At 36.3% G+C, this 21,886-nt stretch carries 21 protein-coding genes; 4 read left to right on the top strand and 17 right to left on the bottom strand.

All coding sequences use genetic code 11. The features are described 5' to 3' along the window. Window positions 1-355 precede the first annotated feature (355 nt). Complete coding sequence (gene apf, locus HZ311_RS13625; RefSeq protein ID WP_016249999.1) at window positions 356-952, top strand: aggregation-promoting factor; 597 nt, start codon at window positions 356-358, stop codon at window positions 950-952. Window positions 953-1,062: 110 nt separating this feature from the next. On the opposite strand, the gene HZ311_RS13620 is transcribed toward apf, so the two are convergent. From HZ311_RS13620 to HZ311_RS13585, 8 genes are all read right to left on the bottom strand, one after another. Next, a complete protein-coding gene (locus HZ311_RS13620; RefSeq protein ID WP_137072209.1) occupies window positions 1,063-1,587 on the bottom strand; it encodes a hypothetical protein in 525 nt (174 codons plus the stop codon). 99 nt (window positions 1,588-1,686) lie between these two features. Beyond that, window positions 1,687-2,289, bottom strand: coding sequence for a hypothetical protein (locus HZ311_RS13615; RefSeq protein WP_010735714.1), 603 nt, complete (start codon window positions 2,287-2,289; stop codon window positions 1,687-1,689). Between the two features lie 41 nt (window positions 2,290-2,330). Next, entirely contained in the window at window positions 2,331-2,669 is a 339-nt protein-coding gene (locus tag HZ311_RS13610) for an LPXTG cell wall anchor domain-containing protein (protein ID WP_041684188.1), read from the bottom strand. Window positions 2,670-3,002: 333 nt separating this feature from the next. Next, on the bottom strand, window positions 3,003-4,475 hold the full coding sequence (locus tag HZ311_RS13605) for a helix-turn-helix domain-containing protein (RefSeq protein WP_023519501.1): 1,473 nt from the start codon (window positions 4,473-4,475) through the stop codon (window positions 3,003-3,005). A 330-nt stretch (window positions 4,476-4,805) separates the two neighbouring features. After that, window positions 4,806-6,290: a helix-turn-helix domain-containing protein gene (locus tag HZ311_RS13600; RefSeq protein ID WP_178946752.1), complete on the bottom strand. Its 1,485-nt coding sequence runs from the start codon at window positions 6,288-6,290 to the stop codon at window positions 4,806-4,808. 410 nt (window positions 6,291-6,700) lie between these two features. Beyond that, a complete protein-coding gene (locus tag HZ311_RS13595; protein ID WP_137072204.1) occupies window positions 6,701-7,648 on the bottom strand; it encodes an ABC transporter ATP-binding protein in 948 nt (315 codons plus the stop codon). Continuing rightward, on the bottom strand, window positions 7,645-9,183 hold the full coding sequence (locus tag HZ311_RS13590; RefSeq protein WP_023519498.1) for an ABC transporter permease/substrate-binding protein: 1,539 nt from the start codon (window positions 9,181-9,183) through the stop codon (window positions 7,645-7,647). The genes HZ311_RS13595 and HZ311_RS13590 overlap by 4 nt, the downstream gene beginning before the upstream one ends. A 129-nt stretch (window positions 9,184-9,312) precedes the next feature. Beyond that, complete coding sequence (locus HZ311_RS13585) at window positions 9,313-9,528, bottom strand: hypothetical protein (RefSeq protein ID WP_010735720.1); 216 nt, start codon at window positions 9,526-9,528, stop codon at window positions 9,313-9,315. Window positions 9,529-10,037: 509 nt separating this feature from the next. Here HZ311_RS13585 and HZ311_RS13580 point away from each other — a divergent pair. After that, window positions 10,038-10,703 (top strand): YitT family protein, encoded by a 666-nt coding sequence (locus HZ311_RS13580; protein WP_010735721.1) that lies wholly within the window; start codon window positions 10,038-10,040, stop codon window positions 10,701-10,703. 133 nt (window positions 10,704-10,836) lie between these two features. Here HZ311_RS13580 and HZ311_RS13575 read toward each other — a convergent pair whose 3' ends face one another. From HZ311_RS13575 to HZ311_RS16000, 5 genes are all read right to left on the bottom strand, one after another. Then, window positions 10,837-11,883: a zinc-binding alcohol dehydrogenase family protein gene (locus HZ311_RS13575; RefSeq protein ID WP_371740689.1), complete on the bottom strand. Its 1,047-nt coding sequence runs from the start codon at window positions 11,881-11,883 to the stop codon at window positions 10,837-10,839. A gap of 154 nt (window positions 11,884-12,037) precedes the next feature. Next, complete coding sequence (locus HZ311_RS13570) at window positions 12,038-12,730, bottom strand: hypothetical protein (RefSeq protein ID WP_010735723.1); 693 nt, start codon at window positions 12,728-12,730, stop codon at window positions 12,038-12,040. Window positions 12,731-12,792: 62 nt separating this feature from the next. Continuing rightward, complete coding sequence (locus HZ311_RS13565; RefSeq protein ID WP_010735724.1) at window positions 12,793-13,761, bottom strand: LacI family DNA-binding transcriptional regulator; 969 nt, start codon at window positions 13,759-13,761, stop codon at window positions 12,793-12,795. Between the two features lie 157 nt (window positions 13,762-13,918). Then, complete coding sequence (locus HZ311_RS13560; RefSeq protein ID WP_096081472.1) at window positions 13,919-14,680, bottom strand: alpha/beta fold hydrolase; 762 nt, start codon at window positions 14,678-14,680, stop codon at window positions 13,919-13,921. 8 nt (window positions 14,681-14,688) lie between these two features. Continuing rightward, window positions 14,689-15,075, bottom strand: a complete 387-nt coding sequence (locus tag HZ311_RS16000) for a hypothetical protein (RefSeq protein WP_041684187.1) — start codon at window positions 15,073-15,075, stop codon at window positions 14,689-14,691. A gap of 137 nt (window positions 15,076-15,212) precedes the next feature. Between HZ311_RS16000 and HZ311_RS13555 the strand changes: the two genes are divergently transcribed. Both HZ311_RS13555 and HZ311_RS13550 read left to right on the top strand, forming a co-directional pair. After that, window positions 15,213-15,761 carry a DUF2179 domain-containing protein gene (locus tag HZ311_RS13555; RefSeq protein ID WP_019724126.1) on the top strand — a complete coding sequence of 183 codons (549 nt, stop codon included), beginning with the start codon at window positions 15,213-15,215 and terminating at the stop codon, window positions 15,759-15,761. Between the two features lie 138 nt (window positions 15,762-15,899). Continuing rightward, a complete protein-coding gene (locus tag HZ311_RS13550; RefSeq protein WP_178946751.1) occupies window positions 15,900-16,511 on the top strand; it encodes a hypothetical protein in 612 nt (203 codons plus the stop codon). 163 nt (window positions 16,512-16,674) lie between these two features. On the opposite strand, the gene HZ311_RS13545 is transcribed toward HZ311_RS13550, so the two are convergent. The 4 genes from HZ311_RS13545 to pflB form a co-directional block, all read right to left on the bottom strand. Further along, window positions 16,675-17,526 (bottom strand): DUF1803 domain-containing protein, encoded by an 852-nt coding sequence (locus HZ311_RS13545; protein ID WP_023519493.1) that lies wholly within the window; start codon window positions 17,524-17,526, stop codon window positions 16,675-16,677. A gap of 98 nt (window positions 17,527-17,624) precedes the next feature. Further along, window positions 17,625-18,551: a manganese-dependent inorganic pyrophosphatase gene (locus tag HZ311_RS13540; protein ID WP_137072200.1), complete on the bottom strand. Its 927-nt coding sequence runs from the start codon at window positions 18,549-18,551 to the stop codon at window positions 17,625-17,627. 84 nt (window positions 18,552-18,635) lie between these two features. Beyond that, complete coding sequence (gene pflA, locus HZ311_RS13535) at window positions 18,636-19,397, bottom strand: pyruvate formate-lyase-activating protein (RefSeq protein WP_137072198.1); 762 nt, start codon at window positions 19,395-19,397, stop codon at window positions 18,636-18,638. A 198-nt stretch (window positions 19,398-19,595) separates the two neighbouring features. Continuing rightward, window positions 19,596-21,827 (bottom strand): formate C-acetyltransferase, encoded by a 2,232-nt coding sequence (pflB, locus tag HZ311_RS13530; RefSeq protein WP_137072196.1) that lies wholly within the window; start codon window positions 21,825-21,827, stop codon window positions 19,596-19,598. Between the last annotated feature and the right edge of the window lie 59 nt (window positions 21,828-21,886).

Here is a 21,886-nt window from a genome sequence, read left to right as displayed (position 1 = left end):
TGTTTTTTTATTATTTACTCCTTTGATTGTCGTCATTAGGCTTAAGAATAGCTATTATGACTGATAGATAGCCACCCATTTTATCTTCTACAATAGAAAAAAACATATTTATTATCCGCTTAATATTTTCTTAACTAATTTTTTTCATCAAAAAACGAGAACATACATTCTTTCAATTAAAAGAAAGAAAGCGTTTTTCGATTACATATGTTTCGTTGAATATTACAAAAAAGGTAGCTTTGTCATAAACTGTTACGTTTTTATCACCTATGAAATGTCTCATCATGGTAAAGTATTACTCGTTAGCGAAAACAGCTAATCAAAATAACTTTTTAAAATACGAAGGAGATCTTTCATGAAATCACTTAAAACTATTCTTTTTGGAACAACTTTGGCCGCCGGCGCTGCATTATTTATGGGTACTTCTGCACACGCAGACGAAGCCTACACTGTTCAATCAGGTGATACTTTATCAACGATTTCTCAAAAATACGTTGGTGACAACTCCTTGATCCAAACAATTGCCGAAGCTAACTCAATCTCAAACATTCACCTGATTTTTTCAGGTCAAGAATTAACTATTCCTACTGGTGAGCAAGCAACTGCTCCTGTCGCTACTCAAGCACCTGTAGAACCTGTTCAAGAAACAGCGCCAGTTGTGGAAACACCTGTAGTAGAACAAGCACCAGTTGTAGAACAAGCACCAGCTACTGAAGTCGCTGTTTCAACTGGTACGAACGATGCCAAAGAATGGATCGCACAAAAAGAATCTAGCGGTTCTTATACAGCAACAAACGGACGTTATATCGGCCGTTACCAATTAGACTCTTCTTACTTGAACGGTGACTATTCTGCTGCCAATCAAGAAAGAGTGGCAGAACAATATGTTGCTTCTCGTTATGGCTCTTGGGATGCAGCCAAAGCTTTCTGGTTAGCTAACGGTTGGTACTAAGAACAATTTATCATTGAGTTAAAAGCTAAATAAAAAATTGGAAGGCTCGAAAATAGATAATCTATTTTCAGAGCCTTCCATTTTTTATTTATGTTACCTTCAATCAGCGATCAACTAATGTTGATTTTACCATCGATCGTTGTTGTATTGACCAATTTTTCTTCGTTATAAATATTGTATAAAATTCTAACATCATGACTGCCAGCATCAGGTAGATTCTCAAAAGGGATAGAGTCTATTCGGTTGTTTGGAGGAATCAATCCTGATTTATACAATTGTTTATTATTTGATGCTAGATAGTATTCTACTTGGATATTGAATGCATTCTGACCATTATTACGTACATCGACACTCGCTTTTCCTTCTTTATCAACTTCTATATCATGTTTCAAAAGAATACGCATTTTGTCTTTATCTACTTGATCTTGCATTGCTTTTAAAATCTCTTCATTACTCAATCTTGACAGATGATCATCTAAATCAGGCAATCCTGCCACTACTTGAGGAGGAGATTGATTAAAATAAAAGTATCCGCCGATCCCTGCTACAAGACATACGAGTAGCAAAGAAAACAAGATATAAGTTCTCTTCTTTTTACTATGATTCTTTTTTTCAATATTATTACTATGTGCCATTTTTCTCAACCTCCTTTCTCAAAATTATAACTGAAAAGTCTTTCATTCAGGCTCTTTCTACTAAACTGAGTAATGGAATACTTATCAACTTTGCTAAGATTAGTTAGCTAATGCAGAAAAATGGAATGACATCGTGTATGCAGGTGTCACAATAACATCCTGTTGGAAAGGACTAGTGATTGCTCCTTCAAATTTCAAGGATTTTGTTTGTCCTGTTCCAATAGTTGTCAAATAAGTACGAGTATTCAAGAACTGTCCAGAAGCACTTTGCAAACGAACCGCTGCTTCATTTAATGGTGTAAAGAACAAATCTTGAGTGATCCCAGTTGAGCTTGTCTCCGCAAAACTATCTACTTCGATCATCACTCTATGTGAAGTTGAATTATTTGTCATTGCATATAATGGGGAAACGATCTCTGGTTGAGGCGTTCCGTCTTCTGCCATCGCATTTGCATATCTTACAGTCGTTGGGATCGTGATATCGATATAGCGTTTATCTTCTGGATCAACTGGATCCCATTCTCCGATCCATCCTGAAACTTGAACATCTGCTTTGTCATCACCTTTGATCGTTTGTCCCGGTGTATTGTCTGGTTGTCCAGGAATCCATCCCAAGTCATTGGCAGCAACGTTTATTGAACCAAGTCCTAAACCACTTAATAAAATTGTAGATACAATCGCTAAATTACTTAGCTTCTTCATATTGAATTTCTCTCCTTGCTGAAATAATCTATATTATTTCACTAAATTTTTTGTAGTCGTTCTTCTTTTTGATTGAATGTATAAAACGATCCTATCGAAAAAAGAGTAAGCAATAAACCGATCAAAGCAATTCCATTGGTCAAACGTTCCCCAGTTTGTGGGAATTTAGAGGAAGAACCTTCACTTTTGTTTGATGTTGGACCTGTAGCTTGCTGTTCTTCATTTTGGGTACTCTGCCCTGTGTCGTCTTGATTTTCGGAACTATTACCTAAATCACCGATCGTTGCTTCGACATGAACTGTTTGTATTTCTGATTGTTGAGCATGATAGACAGTTGGACTCATAAAGCATAACAACAACACACCTATCATGTAATACATCGTCTTTTTTATCTCACCCTTCACCTCCTAATATAAACGACACAATTCCCACAAAACAATTATCCTTAAAAAACCAGCACTTTTAAAACCAAGTTTTACCGCCAGTTTGGTAAACAAAATAAGAATATATAGTTATTTATTTTAGTAACAAATACAAACCAGACTTACAATAATTGACCAATCACCCATATATAACAGTGATAAAATAGCATTATAGAGTCCATATGAAATCAAGAAAAAATAAATAACATATTATTTTAACTAATCAGTTTGAACTTTTCTTAATAATTCCCACCAACAGAAATAATTGCCAACTGATTTTTGTATAGTAGATCAAATCTCAGCAAGTTCATCCACTTTGATGTGATAGTACTCGACCAATTTATCAATGATGACTTCATCTAAATAGTTAGAAATTCCAAGAGTAGGCACTTCAAAATAGTCATTGAAATATATATCTGTCAGAAGACAATCAAACTTTTTTAAATAATCATTTTGTATTTTTGTCGCAGGGTGAAGAATCTCTATATTGATATTATGTCGAAAATAAAATTTGATTTCCTCTTTGAGCATACACATATGATCATAAGAACTATCTAATAATAGGGCGACATTGAGTTTTATCTTTTGCTTCCGTACTTGTACCCATAGATCTGACCAGGAAGTCAACAACTTGAAGACAGATTGATGGATCATTTCATCTAAATAACTATGAAATGCAGATCCTAATGTCTGATAAATCTCAAAAAATCGGTCTTCTAAATCTTTCACTAGTGTGGGACTGTCTCTTTTTACGTTTTGAAAAAATTCTCGTTTCTTATTATGTAAAATATAGGTGGGTCTTACCATATTCATGGTTGTCCAATAAATATCATGAATCAATTGATCACGATTTTCACAAATTATACCGAACTTATTTTCTAAGTATTCAATTACTTGATTTAGTTTATTTTTTTGATTTACTGCATCAACTTGGACATTTAAATATTGTAATCGTAAAGTCGGATGAATCGGTTGATAAAACTCATAGAAAAGTTGTTGGAGGTTTTCTTCTCTTAAATTGACGACAAACTTTTCATTGATACGTCCTAAAAGTTCTGTTTCATTTGCGAAATGTTGGAAAATAAACGGTATATTCCTCGATATCAACTGATAATCTTGCTTCAAACGAACAAAACAAATAAATAAATGAAATTTCATATTTCCTAAAAACAAATGATTGTCATTATTGACTAATGCCCAGATCGTATTCTCTTTTACAAATACTTCGATGATATCCGTGATCAGAGAGAGATCATCGCCTTTCATTAAATTCTCAGGTAAATTATATTTTTCTGCAAAGAAAGCAGAAAAAAAATCTCTAATATTCCCTTCATTACCTACAATATCGAGATGATTATTGATTTGAAATTCATATTTACTGATGACTTGATTGATTCGATTAATAACACGTGATACTTGTGTTTCAGATATGTATAAACTATCACTTAGATCGTCTTTTGAACTTACTCTTCTAAAAAATAGTGTCTCAAGTAAGGTATATTCCAAACTTTTACTCAAAATTTTTGAATAGATGAATGCTTTTGGTGTTTTCATATTTTTCTTTAGCAATACTCCTGATCTAAAGGAGGTTTCAATTGTCAGCGGTGCAATCATCTCATTGATTTGTGAAAGATCATTTCGAGTTGTTTTTTCTGAGCTTTCGATCATTTCGGCTAATTCAGCTGTCGTCATCCACTGAGTATCCCATAATATTTCCAAAATCTTCAACTGACGTTTCAAACGTCCATCTAAGATTTCTCTCATTTCGGTTCCACCTCTCCAAACAAAAAATATTGAACGTCTACATTATTTTTAACATAATGATTTATCTAAAAATAATCTCAATCTACCGACCGCTTGGTAAAATAACGTTAGAACTTATAGGTGAATGTATTGAAAATGTCAATAATTCTATCATTAAAAAAATTGGTATAGATTAAAAAGTTAATGTATTCTCATTTATTCAGTGATCATTCTATTTATAACCATTTTCAAAACAGATGTTTAGCAATGATTTTTTGCGTTTTTATTAATTAAAAATAAGAAAAGATATACCAGTATAGGCATATCTAATAAATTGGATTATTAAACAGATTACATCACAAGTTCTTTTCTAAATAACTTGACACTTTCTTTTCTGTTTATAATAAAAGTATGTAATTTGTGAATGAACTCATTATCGAAATAATGTGGGATGCCAATCACCCTCGGTTGTTCGATAGACCCTCGGATTGTACAAACATCTGTCAACACACAGTCATATTTTTCTAATTTTACTTGGCTGAACAGATCAAATGGTGACAAGATATCAACGGAGTACGTACTTCTGAAATGCATTTCGATTTCTTCCTTCAACATACGCAAATGACCAATGGGAACATCCAAGATCAATGCAGCCTTGATCTGATGGGTCTTTTTCATCTCGATCCTAAAATCAGACCACTGTGTAACCAAACTATAGATCGATTGATACACCATATTTTTCTTATCAAACGGTTTAAGTTCAAGTTCTTCATATATTTCTGCAAAACACTCTCTTAATTCAAACATGATTGTTTGATTTTCACCCATTAATTCTAAAACAAATTCTTCAATCACATTGTTCAATATGAAAGTCGGGCCAGTGATTCGAAAACTACTCCATAAAATGTCAGCAATCAATGTATCACTATGGGAACACTCGATATTAAATCGTTGAGATAAATCTTTGATCAGTCGTTCAATTTTACTATGTAAGGATGATTGAAACATACCAAACTGTTGGCAAGCTCCGGTCACTTTAAAAGGTTCGCAATAGTTGGCAAATAAATTGTATAATATGTCTTCATTCAGTTCAATTTCAAAAGATTCTTTACATCTACGTTTTAATTCTTCGTCATTCAAAATGGTTTTGTAGTTAAAAACAGTTGCTTTTTTTTCTATAAAACCGCCTTGCTTGCATCGATATAGCGCAGCTAGTACTTTTAAATGTATTTTATTTAATAAAAAATGATGTTGGTCATTCGCTTCAATGATCGTTATGTTTTCCTCATAAAAACATTGGATCAATCGATCGATCAGGTCAAACTCTTCTTTTAAAAGAAGCGGTTCCGCAGAAAGATATTTTTCATACATCAAACTAGCAAATAATTTACGAATATTTATCTCTGAACCTTCAATCGTCAATTCATGACTGATTTGTATTGAAAATTTTTCTAAAACTGAATTTAGCTTGGCCAACAAGCGGTTCAACTGTGTCTCTGAGATAAACAAGCAATCACATAACTCACCTTTAGAAAGCTTCGGATTGATAAAAATTTCTTCGATGATCTGACATTCGATGCAGTTTTGCAAAAACAAAGAATAAAGATGTGTTTTTGAGACCCCAAGTGTTTTATCCAAGAAAACCCCGTGTTTAAAAGATGTTTCAATTTTAAGCGGTTTGATTATTTCATTTAAATGTTTGATATCCGTTCGTATCGTCTTTTCGACTCCCCCGATGACTTGGACAATTTTCGATACGGTCAACCATTCATTTTCCCACAGCAATTCTAATAATGCTAATTGCCTTGTACTTTGTTTATTTAATATTCCTTTCATTTTACTCCCCCAAATCTAATAAAAAAGCACAGTAATAAACAAAAAAATAACACCCCGTCTGTGATTTTTTCATTTTTTTCTTATATGATTATTCAATTTTCTTTTAGATTTATCATTGAAATAAGATTCCAACAAAAATATATGTACTATTACTTAATCATAATTTTAAAATATAAATCGTCTTATGTCTACAAGAAAAATGAAGATAACATGAGATATTTTTAATTTACCGTTAAATAATATTCGTAATAATAAATGATCGAATAAAAGCATCCGAAAATCAACGCCTTTATTCAATCATTTCTTTATTTGTTATTCTAATATTTTTTTAAATAACTTTTATTGAACCACTACTTCTTTGTGTCTAGTTATCTAAACAAGTCATTGTTCACCTGTCTAAAACATCCAAATCAACTCTGTTTCCCACTTAGAAATGCAAAGACATTTTCTCTGGAGATCGATCCAATCGGAATTTCTTGTTTATAGATGTTGACTGTTTCGACTGCTTCTAGTTGAGCAAATAATTGTTTTAGTGGTGTATCAAGCTGAACCACTCTTCGTTGTTCAGTGATCTCTTTCTCAAAAAAGCCAGCAAGTACAAGTTGTTCAACTGTCTGATCTTTTTCTTGGATCGATTCCTCGAAGAAACTACGTACAAAGTCATTCTTAGGATGCATCAATAATTGTTCTGGTGTATCACATTGGATCAATGCCCCTTCTTTCATCACAGCGATGCGATCCCCTAGTTTAATTGCTTCTTCCATATTATGGGTAACAAAAACAATCGTCGTACCTAATTCTTTATGAAGTGATAAAACAAGCTCCTGCAAGGAAGTTCTTGATAGAGGGTCCAACGCACTGAAAGGCTCATCCATCAAGATCACTTCAGGATTGGCTGCTAACGCCCGAATGATCCCTACACGCTGTTGTTCTCCTCCAGACAATTCTTGTGGCATTCGATCACGATAGACATCAGGATCTAAACCAACTTTTGTCAGTAACTGATCCGAAGTCTCGGATCGTTTCTGTTTTTCCCAGCCTAACATTTCAGGGATCACTTCGATATTCTGTTTGACAGTCATCGTTGGAAATAATGCAATCTGTTGCAAGACATATCCCATTTGCCAACGCATTTTTTGCAAGTTATAGTCCTTTAATGATTTACCTTTGAAATATACCTCACCGACACTTGGTAATGAGAGTCCATTGATCATTTTTAGTGAAGTTGTCTTTCCACTTCCCGAAGGACCTACCAATACAAAGATCTCTCCCTCATTGATTGAAAGGTCTAATTGTCTAATTGCATACTTGTCATTAAAGGTTTTTTGGACGTTTTTAAATTCAATCAGTTCGGTCAATTGTTATCCTCCTTCACTAAACCTTGGTCAACCAAAAATTGTCGTGCCACTTCAGCTGGTTGTTTTTTCTCGACATTTACTTGATAATTCATCGTTTGCATCTGTTCTTCCGTTATTTTGCCGCTAAGTTTCTCTAAAGCTGCCACGACTTCTGGATGATCATTGGCAAAATCTTCATTCATCAATGGTGCGCCTTGGTAGGTAGGGAACAAGCCTCGGTCATCTTCTAGGACGACTAAATCGTATTGTTTCAGTTCACTGTCGGTAGAATAGGCATCAACTACATTGACATCACCATTATTTATTGCTTGGTAACGCAAACTAGGTTCCATGCTTTGGACACTCGGAAAATCTAACTGATAAAGTTCCTGTATCCCCTTGTACCCATCTGCACGATCGATAAATTCTAACGTGAACCCTGCCTTGATTTGATTTTCGATTTTAGCTAAATCAGAAATTGATTTTACTTGGTGCTCATCCGCAAAGTCACGTTTAACAGCAAGAGCATATGTGTTTTGATAAGCCATCGGACTTAAAAGTGTCATTGAGAACTGTTCATTTAACAGTCTATTGGCCTCGTGATACGTTTCTTCTTTTGTTAATTTTTGGTCCTTGATTGATTCTGGAACTGTAACCAGACTCTCTAATACTGTTCCAGTAAACTCAGGATAAATATCAATTTGTTTGTTTTCTAAAGCGCTGAATAGAAAACTGGTTTTACCGAAATTCGGTTTTAATTCGACTTCCGCTTCGGTTTCTTCTTCAATCAATCCTTTGTACATCTGGATCAATATATCTGGTTCTGCACCAAGCTTACCGGCAATCGTGATTTTCTCTTGTTTTAAGAAACCAGTTTGATAAATGGAAGCACCTGCGACTAAAGTCAAAATCAAGCCTAAAGTGATCATCGTATAACGAGGTTTCAAGTGTTGTAATAGACGGATCAAGCTACTGAAAACAATAGCTAACAAGGCGGAGCTGATTGCGCCGATCAAAGTTAAAACAGGTGTATTCCGATCGATTCCTAGTAAGATAAATGTTCCTAGCCCGCCAGCACCGATCAAGGCTGCTAATGTTGCTGTACCAATGATCAATACTAACGCAGTGCGGATACCTGAGATAATGACAGGCAGCGCGATGGGTAACTCTACTTTGATCAATCTTCGAAAACGAGACATCCCAAAAGCAACTGCTGCTTCTTCAATTGATGGATCGATTTCTGCTAATCCTATATAAGTGCTTTGAAATATCGGTAATAAGGCGTATAAGATCAAGGCAATCAATGCCGGTAAAGTGCCAATCCCTACAAATGGAATCAATAATCCTAAAAGTGCAAGTGAGGGAATGGTTTGCAGCACACTCGTTACTTGTAACAAAAATTCTGCCATTCTTTTGTGGTTGACTGCCCAAATAGCAAGCGGGATCGCAATCACTGCGGCAATCAATAATGCAATCAATGAAATAGATAAGTGCTGAAATGTTGCTGCGAATAACTCTTCTTTTCTCTCACTGAGCGTTTCGATAAACGTATTCATATGACCTTCCTTTCTGTTCTCCTTTAAGTATAAACATAGCGAAGTAAATCCCCAACTAAGTTGTTTTAAAAAAAACTTGCAATCGACTAGATGGTGAGAAGTGATTGCAAGTTTTGTTTTTGTATTTAGTTATTTTGAATCGTACGTAGCTCTATGTTGATAGAAGGTTTCTTCATACCTGCGTTTTCGTTCATTTTGTCGATATTTTTTTTCATCCCACATCACAAACCATAATACAAACGAAGGTAAAAAAATCAATAATGCTGTTTGTAACCCATAATTACCTATAATAATTCCAAAAAATAAAATCAACAACATCGCACCAAAACGTCTCATTGATTGCATCTCTGATCACCTCTATTATTTTATACCGAACGATTGTTCGCTCTTTTATTATACGAACAATTGTTCCCGTTGTAAAGTAGAAGTTGGAATTTTGAACAAAAAAAACAGCCAGTAACTTTTAAAATCTCGTGGGGGAGATACTTGTTTACTGGCTTGTTCAATAATTATTATACTTTAAGTTGTGTGTCAGTGACCAAAAAAGTAAAAATCGGTTGTTTTAACATCATAATCGTTAAATTTAATAAAATAATTTATGTTTTTTTATATTTAAATACATTTTTTTATTTATCACACTATTTTATTCACTATTTTTTTATCCCTAAATTATGCAATACATATTTTTACATAGAATCATTTTTGATTTAAAAGATTGTTTTACAAGGAATGATTGACCGAAATTAAATACACTTCATTATGTATATTTTTTTCTATTTACCTATTGAATTTATAGAGCCGTTCAGTGTAATATAAAGATTGCTGAAAATTTTCAAAAAGAAAAGAGGTTAGAGATGAAACAAGTAAAATTTTTATTAGACTTATGTGGAATTATTTTTGGGGCTGCTCTTTATGGATTAGCGGTAACCGGAATCAATCTCCCTTCAAAATTAGCTGACGGTGGTGTCACAGGAATTGCTCTTTTACTTAATCATTTATTTGGCTTTGCGCCTTCCATCACCTCACTGATCATAAATTTACCTTTATTGCTGATTTCCTTGTTTATTTTTGGAAAACATGCATTTATTCGAACGATCGTCGGAACATTTTCTCTGGTCTTCTTCTTGCATGTATGGGAAAATTTAAATGTCCACTTTGCTGTTGGAAATCTTTTAGTGAATAGTCTAATGACTGGCATTCTTTCGGGAATCGGTTGTGGCTTAGTTTTTCGTTTTGGGGGCAGCACTGGCGGAACCGATATCGTTTATCAAGCAATTGAAAAATATTATCATGTGAATATCGGGAAAAGTCTATTTGTTATCACGTTTGGGATTTTAGTTGTGTCTTTGTTGTATTTGGATTTTACGCATTTTGCCTATACTCTTTTGAGTTGCTCAATTTTATCTTATACATTGAATAAAGTGAAGTACTTCCGCTTCGCTAATCCTTTCAAAAAAATCACAGCTCCATCCCCAACAGTCAATCAATTAGAACCTGTGGAAGATTCATATATAGATTGAACTCTTACCATAAAAAGCAACTGAGGTCGGAACAGAAGTATTTATTTCTCGCCGTTTATCTGGTTTTAGATAGTGCGAGAGAAACCATGTTCCAGCCACAGTTGCTTTTTTATAGTCATTCTTACTACTTGTCTTATCGAGCCATTTTTCCACCGGTGGATTTGAACCCACCTGACAAAACGACTTTGCCTTGCTGGCTACCTTCCTTCACCAACTTCATCGCTTGTTCAAGTGAAGCTCGGCTGATACCATCTGAGTAAACAGTGGTTACGTGGCTATGAAGTTTATTTTCTTCAAATAACTTTGTCAATGTCTCTAGGATTGCGCCTTGTGTTGCGATTTCTTTATTATGATCTGTTTTCGTGAAAACATACTCCCAATGGAAGCTGATTGAATCATTTTTATATTCATTCCAATCGATTTTCGCTTTTGTATTGACGATCATTCCGATATGCCCTAAAGGTTGAATGATTTTTTTTATTTCTGGTAGATAGGATTCAATATCATACAACACTGCGATATAGTCAACACCATCGCTCCCAGCTTGTTTTAATTGGTCATAAAGAGAATGATGGTAATCTATCGGAACATCTACGCCATTTTTTTCAAGCCATCCAAAATTGTGCGGACTAGCAGTTGCATAAACTTTCATACCCGTCCACTTCGCTAGTTGCGTCATGATCGAACCAACGCCACCTCCTCCATTGATCACCAAAAGCTCTTTCCCTTCATTTGCTTTTTCTTGAGGAACTAACTGAAAATTTTCAAATAGCAATTCATAGGCAGTGAGTGCAGTCAATGGAATCCCTGCAGCAGCTTCGTCGCTAAGATTCTTAGGAGCCTTTGCAGCGATCCGTGCATCAACGATTTGATACTCTTGTTGACTCCCTTCACGTTGAGTCGTTCCTGCATAATAGACACGGTCATTCAGCTCGAACCCCTTTACAGCCGCGCCCATTTCCCGTACATAACCCACACTATCATAGCCGAGCACAGTGAATGTTTCTTCTTTGACGATTTCTCTTCGCTTCGTATCTATAGGATTGATCGAAAGTGCTACAACTTCGATCAATAAGTCGTGTTCGCCAGGTTTTGGTACCATAGTATCTTCTTCAATCAATTGTGGATAAGGGGTCTCATAAGTAAAACCAAACCTTTTCATTGATGAGGGTCTATTTATCATTTTCCTGTTCCTTTCTACTGCAATAATATAGTCGGTCAAAAAAAAGCTGTTCCGCTCCAACATCCAGACATTTTTTCACAAGTCCTGCTTGTTTCTTATGTGTCTGAATGTTTGAAGGAACAACTTTTTCTCATACTTGAGCAGTCACTACTTATTGGAAATAACCATTGCCTTTCAAGGAATTACCTTGGTCATTGATCAGGCCTTCCAACGAACGATCTAATACTCCATGAGTTTTCTTACTTGAACTTTTCTCTTGGTTCATTGTTACACCTTGTTTTCCATCATAGGGTGTATTTTCTGTTTCAAATAAAAGATACGCATTCTTTTCTTTTTTGATCGAAGCGAGCAATTCTTCTTCAGAGATTTTATTTTTCTTCGGATCAGGAATGATCGAAGCTGGTACGTACTTAGGTACAAAATAAGAACGTTCTCTTCCCGAACTATTGAATACACTTCGTGATTGGCTTGTTTTTTCTTGTGTTGGTCTTTGCTCTGAAGGGCTGGCATGACGATTATAGCCAAAATTCGTCTGACTGTTTCGTTTGGTTTGTGTTTTTTTACTCTGCCTATAGTCTGGCAAATTTTGTTTATGTTTTGCTAGATTTGCTTTTTGTGTTGAAGCATGCCGAACATTGACTGTCGAATGAGGATTTTTTTCATTTTTTGAATAATCCTCAAAATGAAATTCATTGATTTGCTCGAACAATGGTTTGTCGCTTGTATCGGTCATCAGATCATCTTGTCCGTCAAACAGCACACGCCTATTTTCATTTTTTAACTTTACACCTATGTGATCATCGTATGCAGGAAAGCGAAAATGTTTTCGTTTGATTTCTGTCATGTAAACCATCCTTTTTAAGTGGACTTTCTCTTATAATAGCACAAATCGTCTATTTTCTATAGCTAAGCGTTAGTCTTATTTAACTTTCTTGTCGTTTCACGAATGATCAATTCTGGGAAAAAGTGACGGTATCCTTGGCTTGCTCCTTTTTCAGTAATTTTCTTTAATAGCATTTCGCCGCACACTTCCCCCATACGAATGATGTCTTGTTTAACGGTAGTCAGTTTTGGGGAACTGATTTGATCAAGAAATACGCCATCGAAACCAATAACGCCAAATTGATCGGGTAACTGTCCGCCAACTTGTGTGATGCCACGAACGATACCAAGCGCTAAACGATCAGAACTGCAAACAAAACACGTTTTATCTGAAAATTCGTCCCAATGTTCCGTGATATATTTTTCTGGTGTGGTGGAATGATTATCAAAACGCAGCATTTTCGGAGTTAGCCCGGCCTCTTCCATCACTTTTAGATAGCCCGCTTCTCTAGATAGTTCAAAAGGTTCTGCTTCATCAATGCCGATATAAACAACCGTTTGATAACCAACTTCTAAGGCATATTGTGTCGCTTTGGCGGTCCCATATTGATTATCGCTATCAACATAATCATAGCCCATACGATTTTCACCAAATAACACGACTGGCTTTTCTAGACGATTGATCCAATCAAAATCTCTTTGACGCACGCCAGTGATGATATAACCATCGCAGGAGCCGACGTCAAAAGCATCGTTGGTCACTAATTGCAAGGAATAGTGCTCTTTACCAATCCTTTTAGCAATTCCCATGAGTAGATTCATATAATAGGGTTCCGTGGTATCGATTTCCTCAAGAATAAACAACTTGATGATCTGTGAACGGTTCGAAACTAACGCTTTTGCTGCAATATTTGGACGATAATCCAATTCAGCCATGGCTGTAAAAACTAGTTCCTTTAGCTCATCAGTGACTTGTTCTGGATGATTGATCACCCGAGAAACCGTCATTTTCGAGACATTTGCTCGTTTAGCTACATCTGCCAATGTTGGCATAAAATCTCCCCTTCCATGCCTAATTCCATAACTATAGTCATTATAGCAAAGATTTGTGCTAAAAAAGAGCAACTCTGAAGTAGTTCTGAAAAAAAAATCTATCAAAGAAAAAAATTTCTCTTTGATAGACGTTTTATCTATTTAGTCCTCTTACTTACTATATAGACACAGCCATCATTTGGCTCAAAAAATCCGCTGCTTCATCCATCAATGGGACTTCAACCATATGACGTTTTTCCGAAGAAGCACGAAAGACGATTCCCTTACCATAAGACTTATCTTGGTTTTTTTTGACAAATTTAGACACTTGTCGAAAAGGAATCTTTTCATCTTTTTCACCATGCCAGAAAAATAAAGGACGACCTGCTAATTTTTCTGGTTGTAAAGATAGATCATATTGGTTAACCCAAGAAATCAAATCAAAGTAGTCAACGGGCAACTTGTACTGGAATTCTTGTGCTCTACGTGAGATTTCTTCACCATATTCAAGTGGTGATGGTGATCCCATCAAACAAATTCCGCCAGTGATTTCTGGGTGTTTGGCTAGCAATGCACAAGTGGTCATTCCACCCATTGACACACCACCCACAGCTAATTTATCTGAAAGAAGTTCACGTTTTTTTAGATGTTCGATCAATGTATCAAACTCGAATAGATTCCCGTAGATACTACTCCAAAAAGTAAAGGAAGGAATTTTTGAAACGGGTTGTTTACGCTCGCCATGGTTCATCGCATCTGGAAGCAAAACTCGCATCCCTTTTTTAGCCATTTTTCTACCTTGAGTCAATACAAGCTCCTTGCTTGTCTGCCAACCATGATAGTAGATCACTACTGGGATTTTCTCTGTCTTCAACTCTTTTTGGACAACTTCTAATACGGGTATGTTTTTGATGGTTCGTTTCAAAATAATTGGATTCACTGATTGATTCACCTGATTTTCATTAGATTGGTTGACCGTAAAGACAACCATAAACTTAGCATGACTTGTACAAGGCATAGTAGCCCAAATGTAATAGTATAAAAATCCATTCTTTTAACAAAGAATAACATGGCGAATATTCCTATGGTTCCTAATCCTATGGATAAGGCTGGGGAAATCGACATTTTAAAGAAGCTAGCCACACTACCAAAAATATTACCAATAAACACCATTAGAAAAAGAAAAATACTTAATATTACCCCATCAGTTAGTGAGATTGGGAATAACAAGGAATTCGCTTCAATGGGTTGTTGGATCGCATGGGTCCCTAAATACATACTAAGAAAAATACTACATATATGACTGACTCCAATGACCCTGTTCATTCGCTTCATCGCGCTCACCTGACTCTCTTTATAATTCTATTATAATCATTTTATCATTTTTTTAAAGTAATAAACGTTTATTCTTTTCTTCAATCGCATTATTTCTGATATGATGAACATAGACGCTACTGAAAGGAGTTCTTATTATGTTCGATCCAAAAATGTTAGCGATGATCTTTTTCATCAATTTCGCTTACATCACATTAAATACCCTACGCTTTATGTTGACCATGAAAGGCTATCGCTACATCGCTCCATTAGTTAGTATGGTTGAGATCACTATTTATATCGTTGGTTTATCGCTGGTTTTAGACCGCTTAGATAATCCATTGAATTTGTTCGTTTATGCGTTAGGCTATGCTGTTGGTATCAGTGTTGGGATTGCCATTGAGGATAAATTAGCACTAGGATATATCATGGTAACGACGATCCTACCAGCAAATACTTCAGAGGATAAAAATTTACCGATCATTCTTCGACAAAATGGGTTTGGAGTGACTCAAACGTCAGCAACTGGTTTAGAAGGTGAACGGTTAGTTCTAGAGATTTTATCTCCACGCAAAAGTGAACGTGAGCTTTATCGCTTGATCAAAGAAGTTGAAGAACGCGCTTTTATTATCTCCTACGAACCAAAATATATTTCTGGCGGATTCTGGACAAAGAAAGTGCGCAAACGTCGAAGTAATGTGAAATGAATATTCACAAAATAGACGATGATCCGATGAAATTTTTTCATCCGACCATCGTCTATTTATTTGTTTTATTAAAAACCATCGACAATTCCTCATCATTTTGTTATTATATTGTATATCATTAAATTTATGGGAGTACTTATGGAAATACAACAAAAAACAACGACCTATCTACATTGGGGATCTGTTTTTGCCGTTTTGAATGCTTTACTTTTTTTCTTTTATGCTTATTTTAAGACTTCAAGCATCCCATGCAATTCATTTGGCTGGTTATTGCTTGACCATTCCGAGCTGAACCAATCGACTGACAACCCAATATTCTTGATTCTTTCTACTTTCTGCGGCCTTATCTTCTCGTTATGTTTCGCCGCCTATTTTGCTAAAAAAAAGATGAATACATTTAATGAAGTAAATGTTATTTTCGTGATACTGAAATCACTGAACCTTTTAACAGCTATGCTCTATACGGTTAATCAAGATTCACTTTTTTTCTTCATTATTAACGGTTTAGTTGTGATTTTAACGATATTTACTTTCTTTATTTTTTCATTGATCACCAAGCAATTAAGAATGCCAATGGTCATACAAACCAGCACCTTTTTCTGTTTTTGCTATAGTCTCGTAGCACTATTCATCCTAGCCTTTGCGCCATCGATTAATTCTGCCAATATCCAAATCACTAGTAATATTCTAGATATCTTGTTTATTGGGAATTTGGCTTATATGATGCGGCATTTTCGTAAAGCAGCATGATCCCAATGAGATCTGGACAGGAGTGTTAAGTCTCGTGAAATCAGGCAGCATCCACAAAAATTATTTTCTAATTTTTGTGGATGCTGCCTGATTTTTCGAAGTAGTTCCTTCTGTTCTCACTTTTTTCGGTTTTAGTCGGCGGGATCCCCGACAATTGTTGAGGTCATATTTTCTTGATATAAGAATAAGATTTTAAATCCAATTGCCGCATGACTTCGACCAACGCTTGTTCTTTAATAAAGGCGGCTTGCATCGGTGTTTCCGTTGAAGGTTTATATTTTTGTAGCAATGCGTCATTCCTATCCTCTGTTACAGGCAAGAGCAATTGATATTGCTCCTGTTGGACAACAACCCCCGCTAATAATAAGGCATCTAAAAAAATCGACTCACGGCGTTTTTTGTATTTGTTTTCACAAATTCGTTCGATAATCACTTCTATTTGGTCAAAAAAATAGGTTTCATTCACATCGCCAATCAACTGCCCTAGAGCCTGAAATTCCTCATATAGTGGGGTTTGCTGTTTTTGGAGATGGAAATACGTTGGTAAAGAAACCACGTTCTCTCCTTGGTTGAGCGTTACAAAGCGATAGTTCTCATTTCCTGCTTCCAACCGCACAATCGTAGGAACTGAAAAAGTAGTGGCATAAAAATAAGGAGACGTTGTTTCATGGCAGAAATCCCAAATTTCTTCTGATAAGAAGAGATTTCTGAGGTGTTCCGGTTGTTTCATTAATTCATTGATCAATTCTTTAGTCAGTTGATTGATCTCTGTTTGGAAATCTCCTTGGTCATAGACCGGAAAAGCACAGCGGTAACGGCGATTTTCTCGGATGATCAAGCCACTATCGATCATTTGATCAAGAAAGTGTTCCATTTTCTTTTGGGGAAATGCTTTCTTTAGTTGGCGTAAAATGACCTCTTGTGAGCCTTGTTCGATCAAATAGTCGATCATTGGTTGGAAGAGCGGATGCTCAATTAGTTTTCGTTCGTTCTCTAAAGAATAAAAATATTGCATATCTGTTTACCTGCTTTCTATGTGACACCTTGAATGAAAAAAGCGGGAGGTCCCAGCCAACTGGTTACACTCCCACTCCCTTCTTCCAATCTCATTGCCTAATTGAAAACTTCTGTTAATTGAGGTACCACTTGTTTTTTACGTGAAACGACCCCTTGTAAAAATGCGCGATTATTTTCTAACTTCACGCCAAAAGCTTGTTCAACTTGTTCTTTTCTTTCACCAGCAATCAATAATTCTGAGTTGCTGTTCAAGATGTCTGTTACAACAAGAACAAAAAGATCATACCCATTTGTCGCGATCTCTGTTTGCATAGCAGTTTCAAGTTCAGCTTGACGATCCATTACTTCATTTAGATCAACTGTATTGACTTGAGCGATACGAACACTTGCTTCACCCATAGGGAAACTTTTCGCATCTAGATCAAGTAATACTTCTGCTGGTTTATCACTTAGATTTGTACCTGCTTTCAACATGTCTAAACCATACGCTTCTAAGTCTACACCAGAGATTTCAACTAGCTCTTTTGCAGCCAATTGATCTGCTTCTGTTGAAGTTGGTGATTTGAACAACAATGTATCTGAAATGATTGCTGATAACATGATTCCAGCGATTTCTTTCGGAATCTCAATTTGATTTTCTTTAAATAATTTTAGAATGATCGTACTTGTACAACCCACTGGTTCAGCACGATAATACAATGGATTCGCTGTTTCAAAGTTGGCGATACGATGATGGTCAACTACTGCTAGAATCGTAGCTTCCGCAATATCTATTACGCTTTGTTGGAATTCATTATGATCGACAAGCATGACATCTGCTTGTTCCTCTTTGATCGATGTGATCACTCGAGGCGCCTCTAATTTGAAGTAATCTATTGCAAATTGTGTTTCTTCACTTGGCGTGCCTAAAGCGACAGGCTCAGCGTTTACTCCTAATTGATTTTGCAAATATGAAAATGCAATCGCTGCTCCAATTGCATCTGTATCAGGATTTTGATGACCAAAAACTAAAACTTTTGACATTTGACTCGCTCCTTTTTGTTTTCTCCTATTCAATAATAGCAAAAAAACGGAAAGAAGCAATACTTATCTTCCTTCCGTTCGCGTCTATCTAGTTAAATACTTTGTATAATCTTCGATATGAAGAAGACGTTTTGCATTTTCTACTCGTTCTTTTGTCGGTGGTTCGATTCCTTCTAATGGATACGTCAAACCAAGCGTTTCCCATTTGTATTTACCCATTGTATGATAAGGAAGGATTTCGACACGATCGACATTTTCAAGTGTTTTGATGAATGCATCAAGGCGGATCAAATACTCATCATAGTCACTACGTTCTGGGACTAACACATGACGAATCCAGACAGGTTTCTTGATATCTGAAAGATACTGAGCCATTTCTAAGATATTTTCATTGCCCCAATGAGTTAATTTTTTATGTGCTTCGTTATCGATGTGTTTGATATCGAATAACAGTAAGTCCGTATAGTTCATCAACTCTTCAAAACGAGAAAAGAAAGGCTCATCATGGCTAAATGGTTTTCCACATGTGTCGATTGTTGTATGAATGCCACGTTTTTTCGCCTTTTGGAATAATTCGATCAGGAAATCGATCTGCAATAAAGGTTCACCACCACTGATCGTGATCCCTCCTTGTTTCCCCCAATAAGAACGGTAACGTTCTGCTTGGTCTAAAATTGCATCTGTGGTATATTCTTTTCCTCCACCAATATTCCAGGTGTCTGGGTTATGGCAAAATTCACAACGCATGCGACAACCTTGCATGAAGACGACAAAGCGAACGCCTGGTCCATCTACAGACCCAAATGTTTCAATCGAATGGACATAGCCTTTTGTTTGTTCTTCCATTTTAATCACTTCTTTTCTTTAGTTTCTTTCGTTATGAGCCACGGACAATGTTGCGACTTCTCAACATGCTGTGAAGAGGAGATCTATCTGTTTGCCTCTAACACTCTATATATCCTTTTTTTACATATAGTTGTAAAAAAGGAAGACAAAAGCTCATGCGGAACTTTTGCCTTTCCTTTTTACACTGCATTAATTGTCTTACATTCTGTCGTGTGACGTTCTCATTAATACGTCTAATTGTTGTTCTCTTGTCAAGTCACGGAATTTAACCGCATATCCAGAAACACGGATCGTTAAGTTTGGATATTTCATTGGTTTTTCCATGGCATCACGCAATAAGTCATTACTGAATACGTTCACGTTCAAGTGGTATGCTCCTCTTGAGAAGTAACCATCTAAGACGTTACGTAAGTTGTCGATTCTTGTTTCTTCATCTTTCCCTAAACCAGAAGGGTTGATTGTTTGTGTATTAGAGATACCATCACGTGCGTGTGCATAGTTGAATTTCGCAGTTGAGTTCAAGCTTGCAAGCAACCCATTTTGTTCTGCTTGATAACTTGGGTTTGCACCAGGTGCTAAAGGTTTACCAGCTTCACGTCCGTCAGGTGTATTCCCAGTATTTTTCCCGTAAACGACATTTGATGTGATCGTTAATAATGAAGTTGTCGGAGTTGAATTACGGTAAGTTTTATGACGTTTGATTTGACCCATGAAGTATTCTAAGATCCATTCAGCGATCTCATCGGCACGGTCATCGTCATTACCATATTTAGGGAAGTCACCAGTTACTTCAAAGTCAACTGTGATCCCTTTGTCATTACGGATTGGTTTAACTTGTGCATATTTGATTGCAGATAAGCTATCTGCTGCGTGAGAGATACCTGCGATACCTGTCGCAAATGTACGTTTCAAGTCTGTATCCATGACAGCTAATTGTGCTGCTTCATAAGAATATTTGTCGTGCATATAGTGGATGATGTTTAGCGTATTGACATAAAGCTCAGCTAACCAGTCCATGATGTTCATGAAGTTGTGTTTTACTTCTTCAAAGTCTAATGTGTCGCTTGTGATCGGACGATACTCAGGACCTACTTGTGCGCCTGTCATTTCATCCACGCCACCGTTGATCGCGTATAACAAAGCCTTAGCTAAGTTTGCGCGAGCACCGAAGAATTGCATATCTTTACCAACAACCGTTCCAGATACACAACATGCAATCGCACAGTCATCTGAACCCCATTGTTCACGAAGCAAGTTATCATTTTCAAATTGGATCGAAGAACTTTCGATCGCAATTTTACTTGCATACGTTCTGAAGCCTTCTGGTAAGTTTTCTGAGTATAAAACAGTCAAGTTTGGTTCTGGTGAAGGTCCCATATTTGTCAATGTGTGCAACATACGGAAATCATTTTTTGTGACTAATGAACGTCCGTCTAAGCCCATACCAGCGATTGATAAGGTTGCCCAGATCGGGAAGCCAGAGAACAATTGGTTGTATTCAGGCGTACGTGCAAATTTCACCATACGTAATTTCATTACTAAATGGTCGATTAATTCTTGTGCTTCTTTTTCAGTGATCACACCGTTGTCTAAATCACGTTGGATATAAATGTCTAAGAATGCAGAGATACGTCCGATCGACATAGCTGCACCATTTTGAGATTTGATTGCAGCTAGATAACCAAAGTATAACCATTGAACGGCTTCTTTTGCGTTTGCAGCTGGTTTTGAAATGTCATACCCATATTTTGCAGCCATTTCTTTCATTTGAGCTAATGCACGATATTGTTCTGAGATTTCTTCACGAAGACGGATAACCTCTTCACTCATCGTATGGTAGCCTGTATTGTCATGGTCTTTTTTCTTTTGAGCCATCAAATAGTCGATTCCGTATAATGCGATACGACGGTAGTCACCGATGATGCGGCCACGTCCGTAAGCGTCAGGAAGTCCAGTGATGATCTTGTTTTTACGTGCAGCACGCATTTCTGCAGTATAAGCATCGAATACACCTTGGTTATGTGTTTTTCTCCAGTCTGTGAAAATATGTGTTAACTCTTCTTTTGGCTCATAGCCGTTACTTGTTAACGCATGATTCGCCATGTTGATGCCACCAAATGGCATGAATGCTTGTTTCAAAGGAGTTTCAGTTTGCAGACCGACGATTTTTTCTAAATCTTTGTCTAGGTATCCTGCTTCGTGAGAAGTGATTGTTGATACGACATCTGTATCCATGTCATATACACCATTACGTTCAAATTGGATATCATTCAATTTTTGTAATTTTTCCCACAAATTTTCTGTTGCTTCAGTGGGTTTTTCTAAAAAGCTGTCATCACCGCGGTATTCTGTATAGTTGTTTTGGATAAAGTCACGTGTATCCACGCCTTCTTTCCACTTAGTTCCTTTAAATCCATTCCATTGTTCCATCGTATGGACCTCCCGTTTCTGTTTTATGTAACAGTTTTTACGTGATAAGTATAACACAT

Source organism: Enterococcus mundtii (genome assembly GCF_013394305.1).
GTDB classification, from domain to species: Bacteria; Bacillota; Bacilli; order Lactobacillales; family Enterococcaceae; genus Enterococcus_B; species Enterococcus_B pernyi.
This window is presented reverse-complemented; position numbering and strand designations above follow the sequence as displayed.

What these genes read in the sequence shown, in the direction of transcription:
- pflB (WP_137072196.1), bottom strand. Translation starts at nt 21,827, where the DNA reads ATGGAACAATGGAATGGATTTAAAGGAACTAAGTGGAAAGAAGGCGTG.
- HZ311_RS13610 (WP_041684188.1), bottom strand. Translation starts at nt 2,669, where the DNA reads ATGTATTACATGATAGGTGTGTTGTTGTTATGCTTTATGAGTCCAACT.
- pflA (WP_137072198.1), bottom strand. Translation starts at nt 19,397, where the DNA reads ATGGAAGAACAAACAAAAGGCTATGTCCATTCGATTGAAACATTTGGG.
- HZ311_RS13565 (WP_010735724.1), bottom strand. Translation starts at nt 13,761, where the DNA reads ATGCCAACATTGGCAGATGTAGCTAAACGAGCAAATGTCTCGAAAATG.
- HZ311_RS13615 (WP_010735714.1), bottom strand. Translation starts at nt 2,289, where the DNA reads ATGAAGAAGCTAAGTAATTTAGCGATTGTATCTACAATTTTATTAAGT.
- HZ311_RS13590 (WP_023519498.1), bottom strand. Translation starts at nt 9,183, where the DNA reads ATGAATACGTTTATCGAAACGCTCAGTGAGAGAAAAGAAGAGTTATTC.
- HZ311_RS13540 (WP_137072200.1), bottom strand. Translation starts at nt 18,551, where the DNA reads ATGTCAAAAGTTTTAGTTTTTGGTCATCAAAATCCTGATACAGATGCA.
- HZ311_RS16000 (WP_041684187.1), bottom strand. Translation starts at nt 15,075, where the DNA reads ATGAAGCGAATGAACAGGGTCATTGGAGTCAGTCATATATGTAGTATT.
- HZ311_RS13600 (WP_178946752.1), bottom strand. Translation starts at nt 6,290, where the DNA reads ATGAAAGGAATATTAAATAAACAAAGTACAAGGCAATTAGCATTATTA.
- HZ311_RS13555 (WP_019724126.1), top strand. Translation starts at nt 15,213, where the DNA reads ATGTTCGATCCAAAAATGTTAGCGATGATCTTTTTCATCAATTTCGCT.
- HZ311_RS13545 (WP_023519493.1), bottom strand. Translation starts at nt 17,526, where the DNA reads ATGCAATATTTTTATTCTTTAGAGAACGAACGAAAACTAATTGAGCAT.
- apf (WP_016249999.1), top strand. Translation starts at nt 356, where the DNA reads ATGAAATCACTTAAAACTATTCTTTTTGGAACAACTTTGGCCGCCGGC.
- HZ311_RS13620 (WP_137072209.1), bottom strand. Translation starts at nt 1,587, where the DNA reads ATGGCACATAGTAATAATATTGAAAAAAAGAATCATAGTAAAAAGAAG.
- HZ311_RS13550 (WP_178946751.1), top strand. Translation starts at nt 15,900, where the DNA reads ATGGAAATACAACAAAAAACAACGACCTATCTACATTGGGGATCTGTT.
- HZ311_RS13585 (WP_010735720.1), bottom strand. Translation starts at nt 9,528, where the DNA reads ATGCAATCAATGAGACGTTTTGGTGCGATGTTGTTGATTTTATTTTTT.
- HZ311_RS13570 (WP_010735723.1), bottom strand. Translation starts at nt 12,730, where the DNA reads ATGACAGAAATCAAACGAAAACATTTTCGCTTTCCTGCATACGATGAT.
- HZ311_RS13605 (WP_023519501.1), bottom strand. Translation starts at nt 4,475, where the DNA reads ATGAGAGAAATCTTAGATGGACGTTTGAAACGTCAGTTGAAGATTTTG.
- HZ311_RS13580 (WP_010735721.1), top strand. Translation starts at nt 10,038, where the DNA reads ATGAAACAAGTAAAATTTTTATTAGACTTATGTGGAATTATTTTTGGG.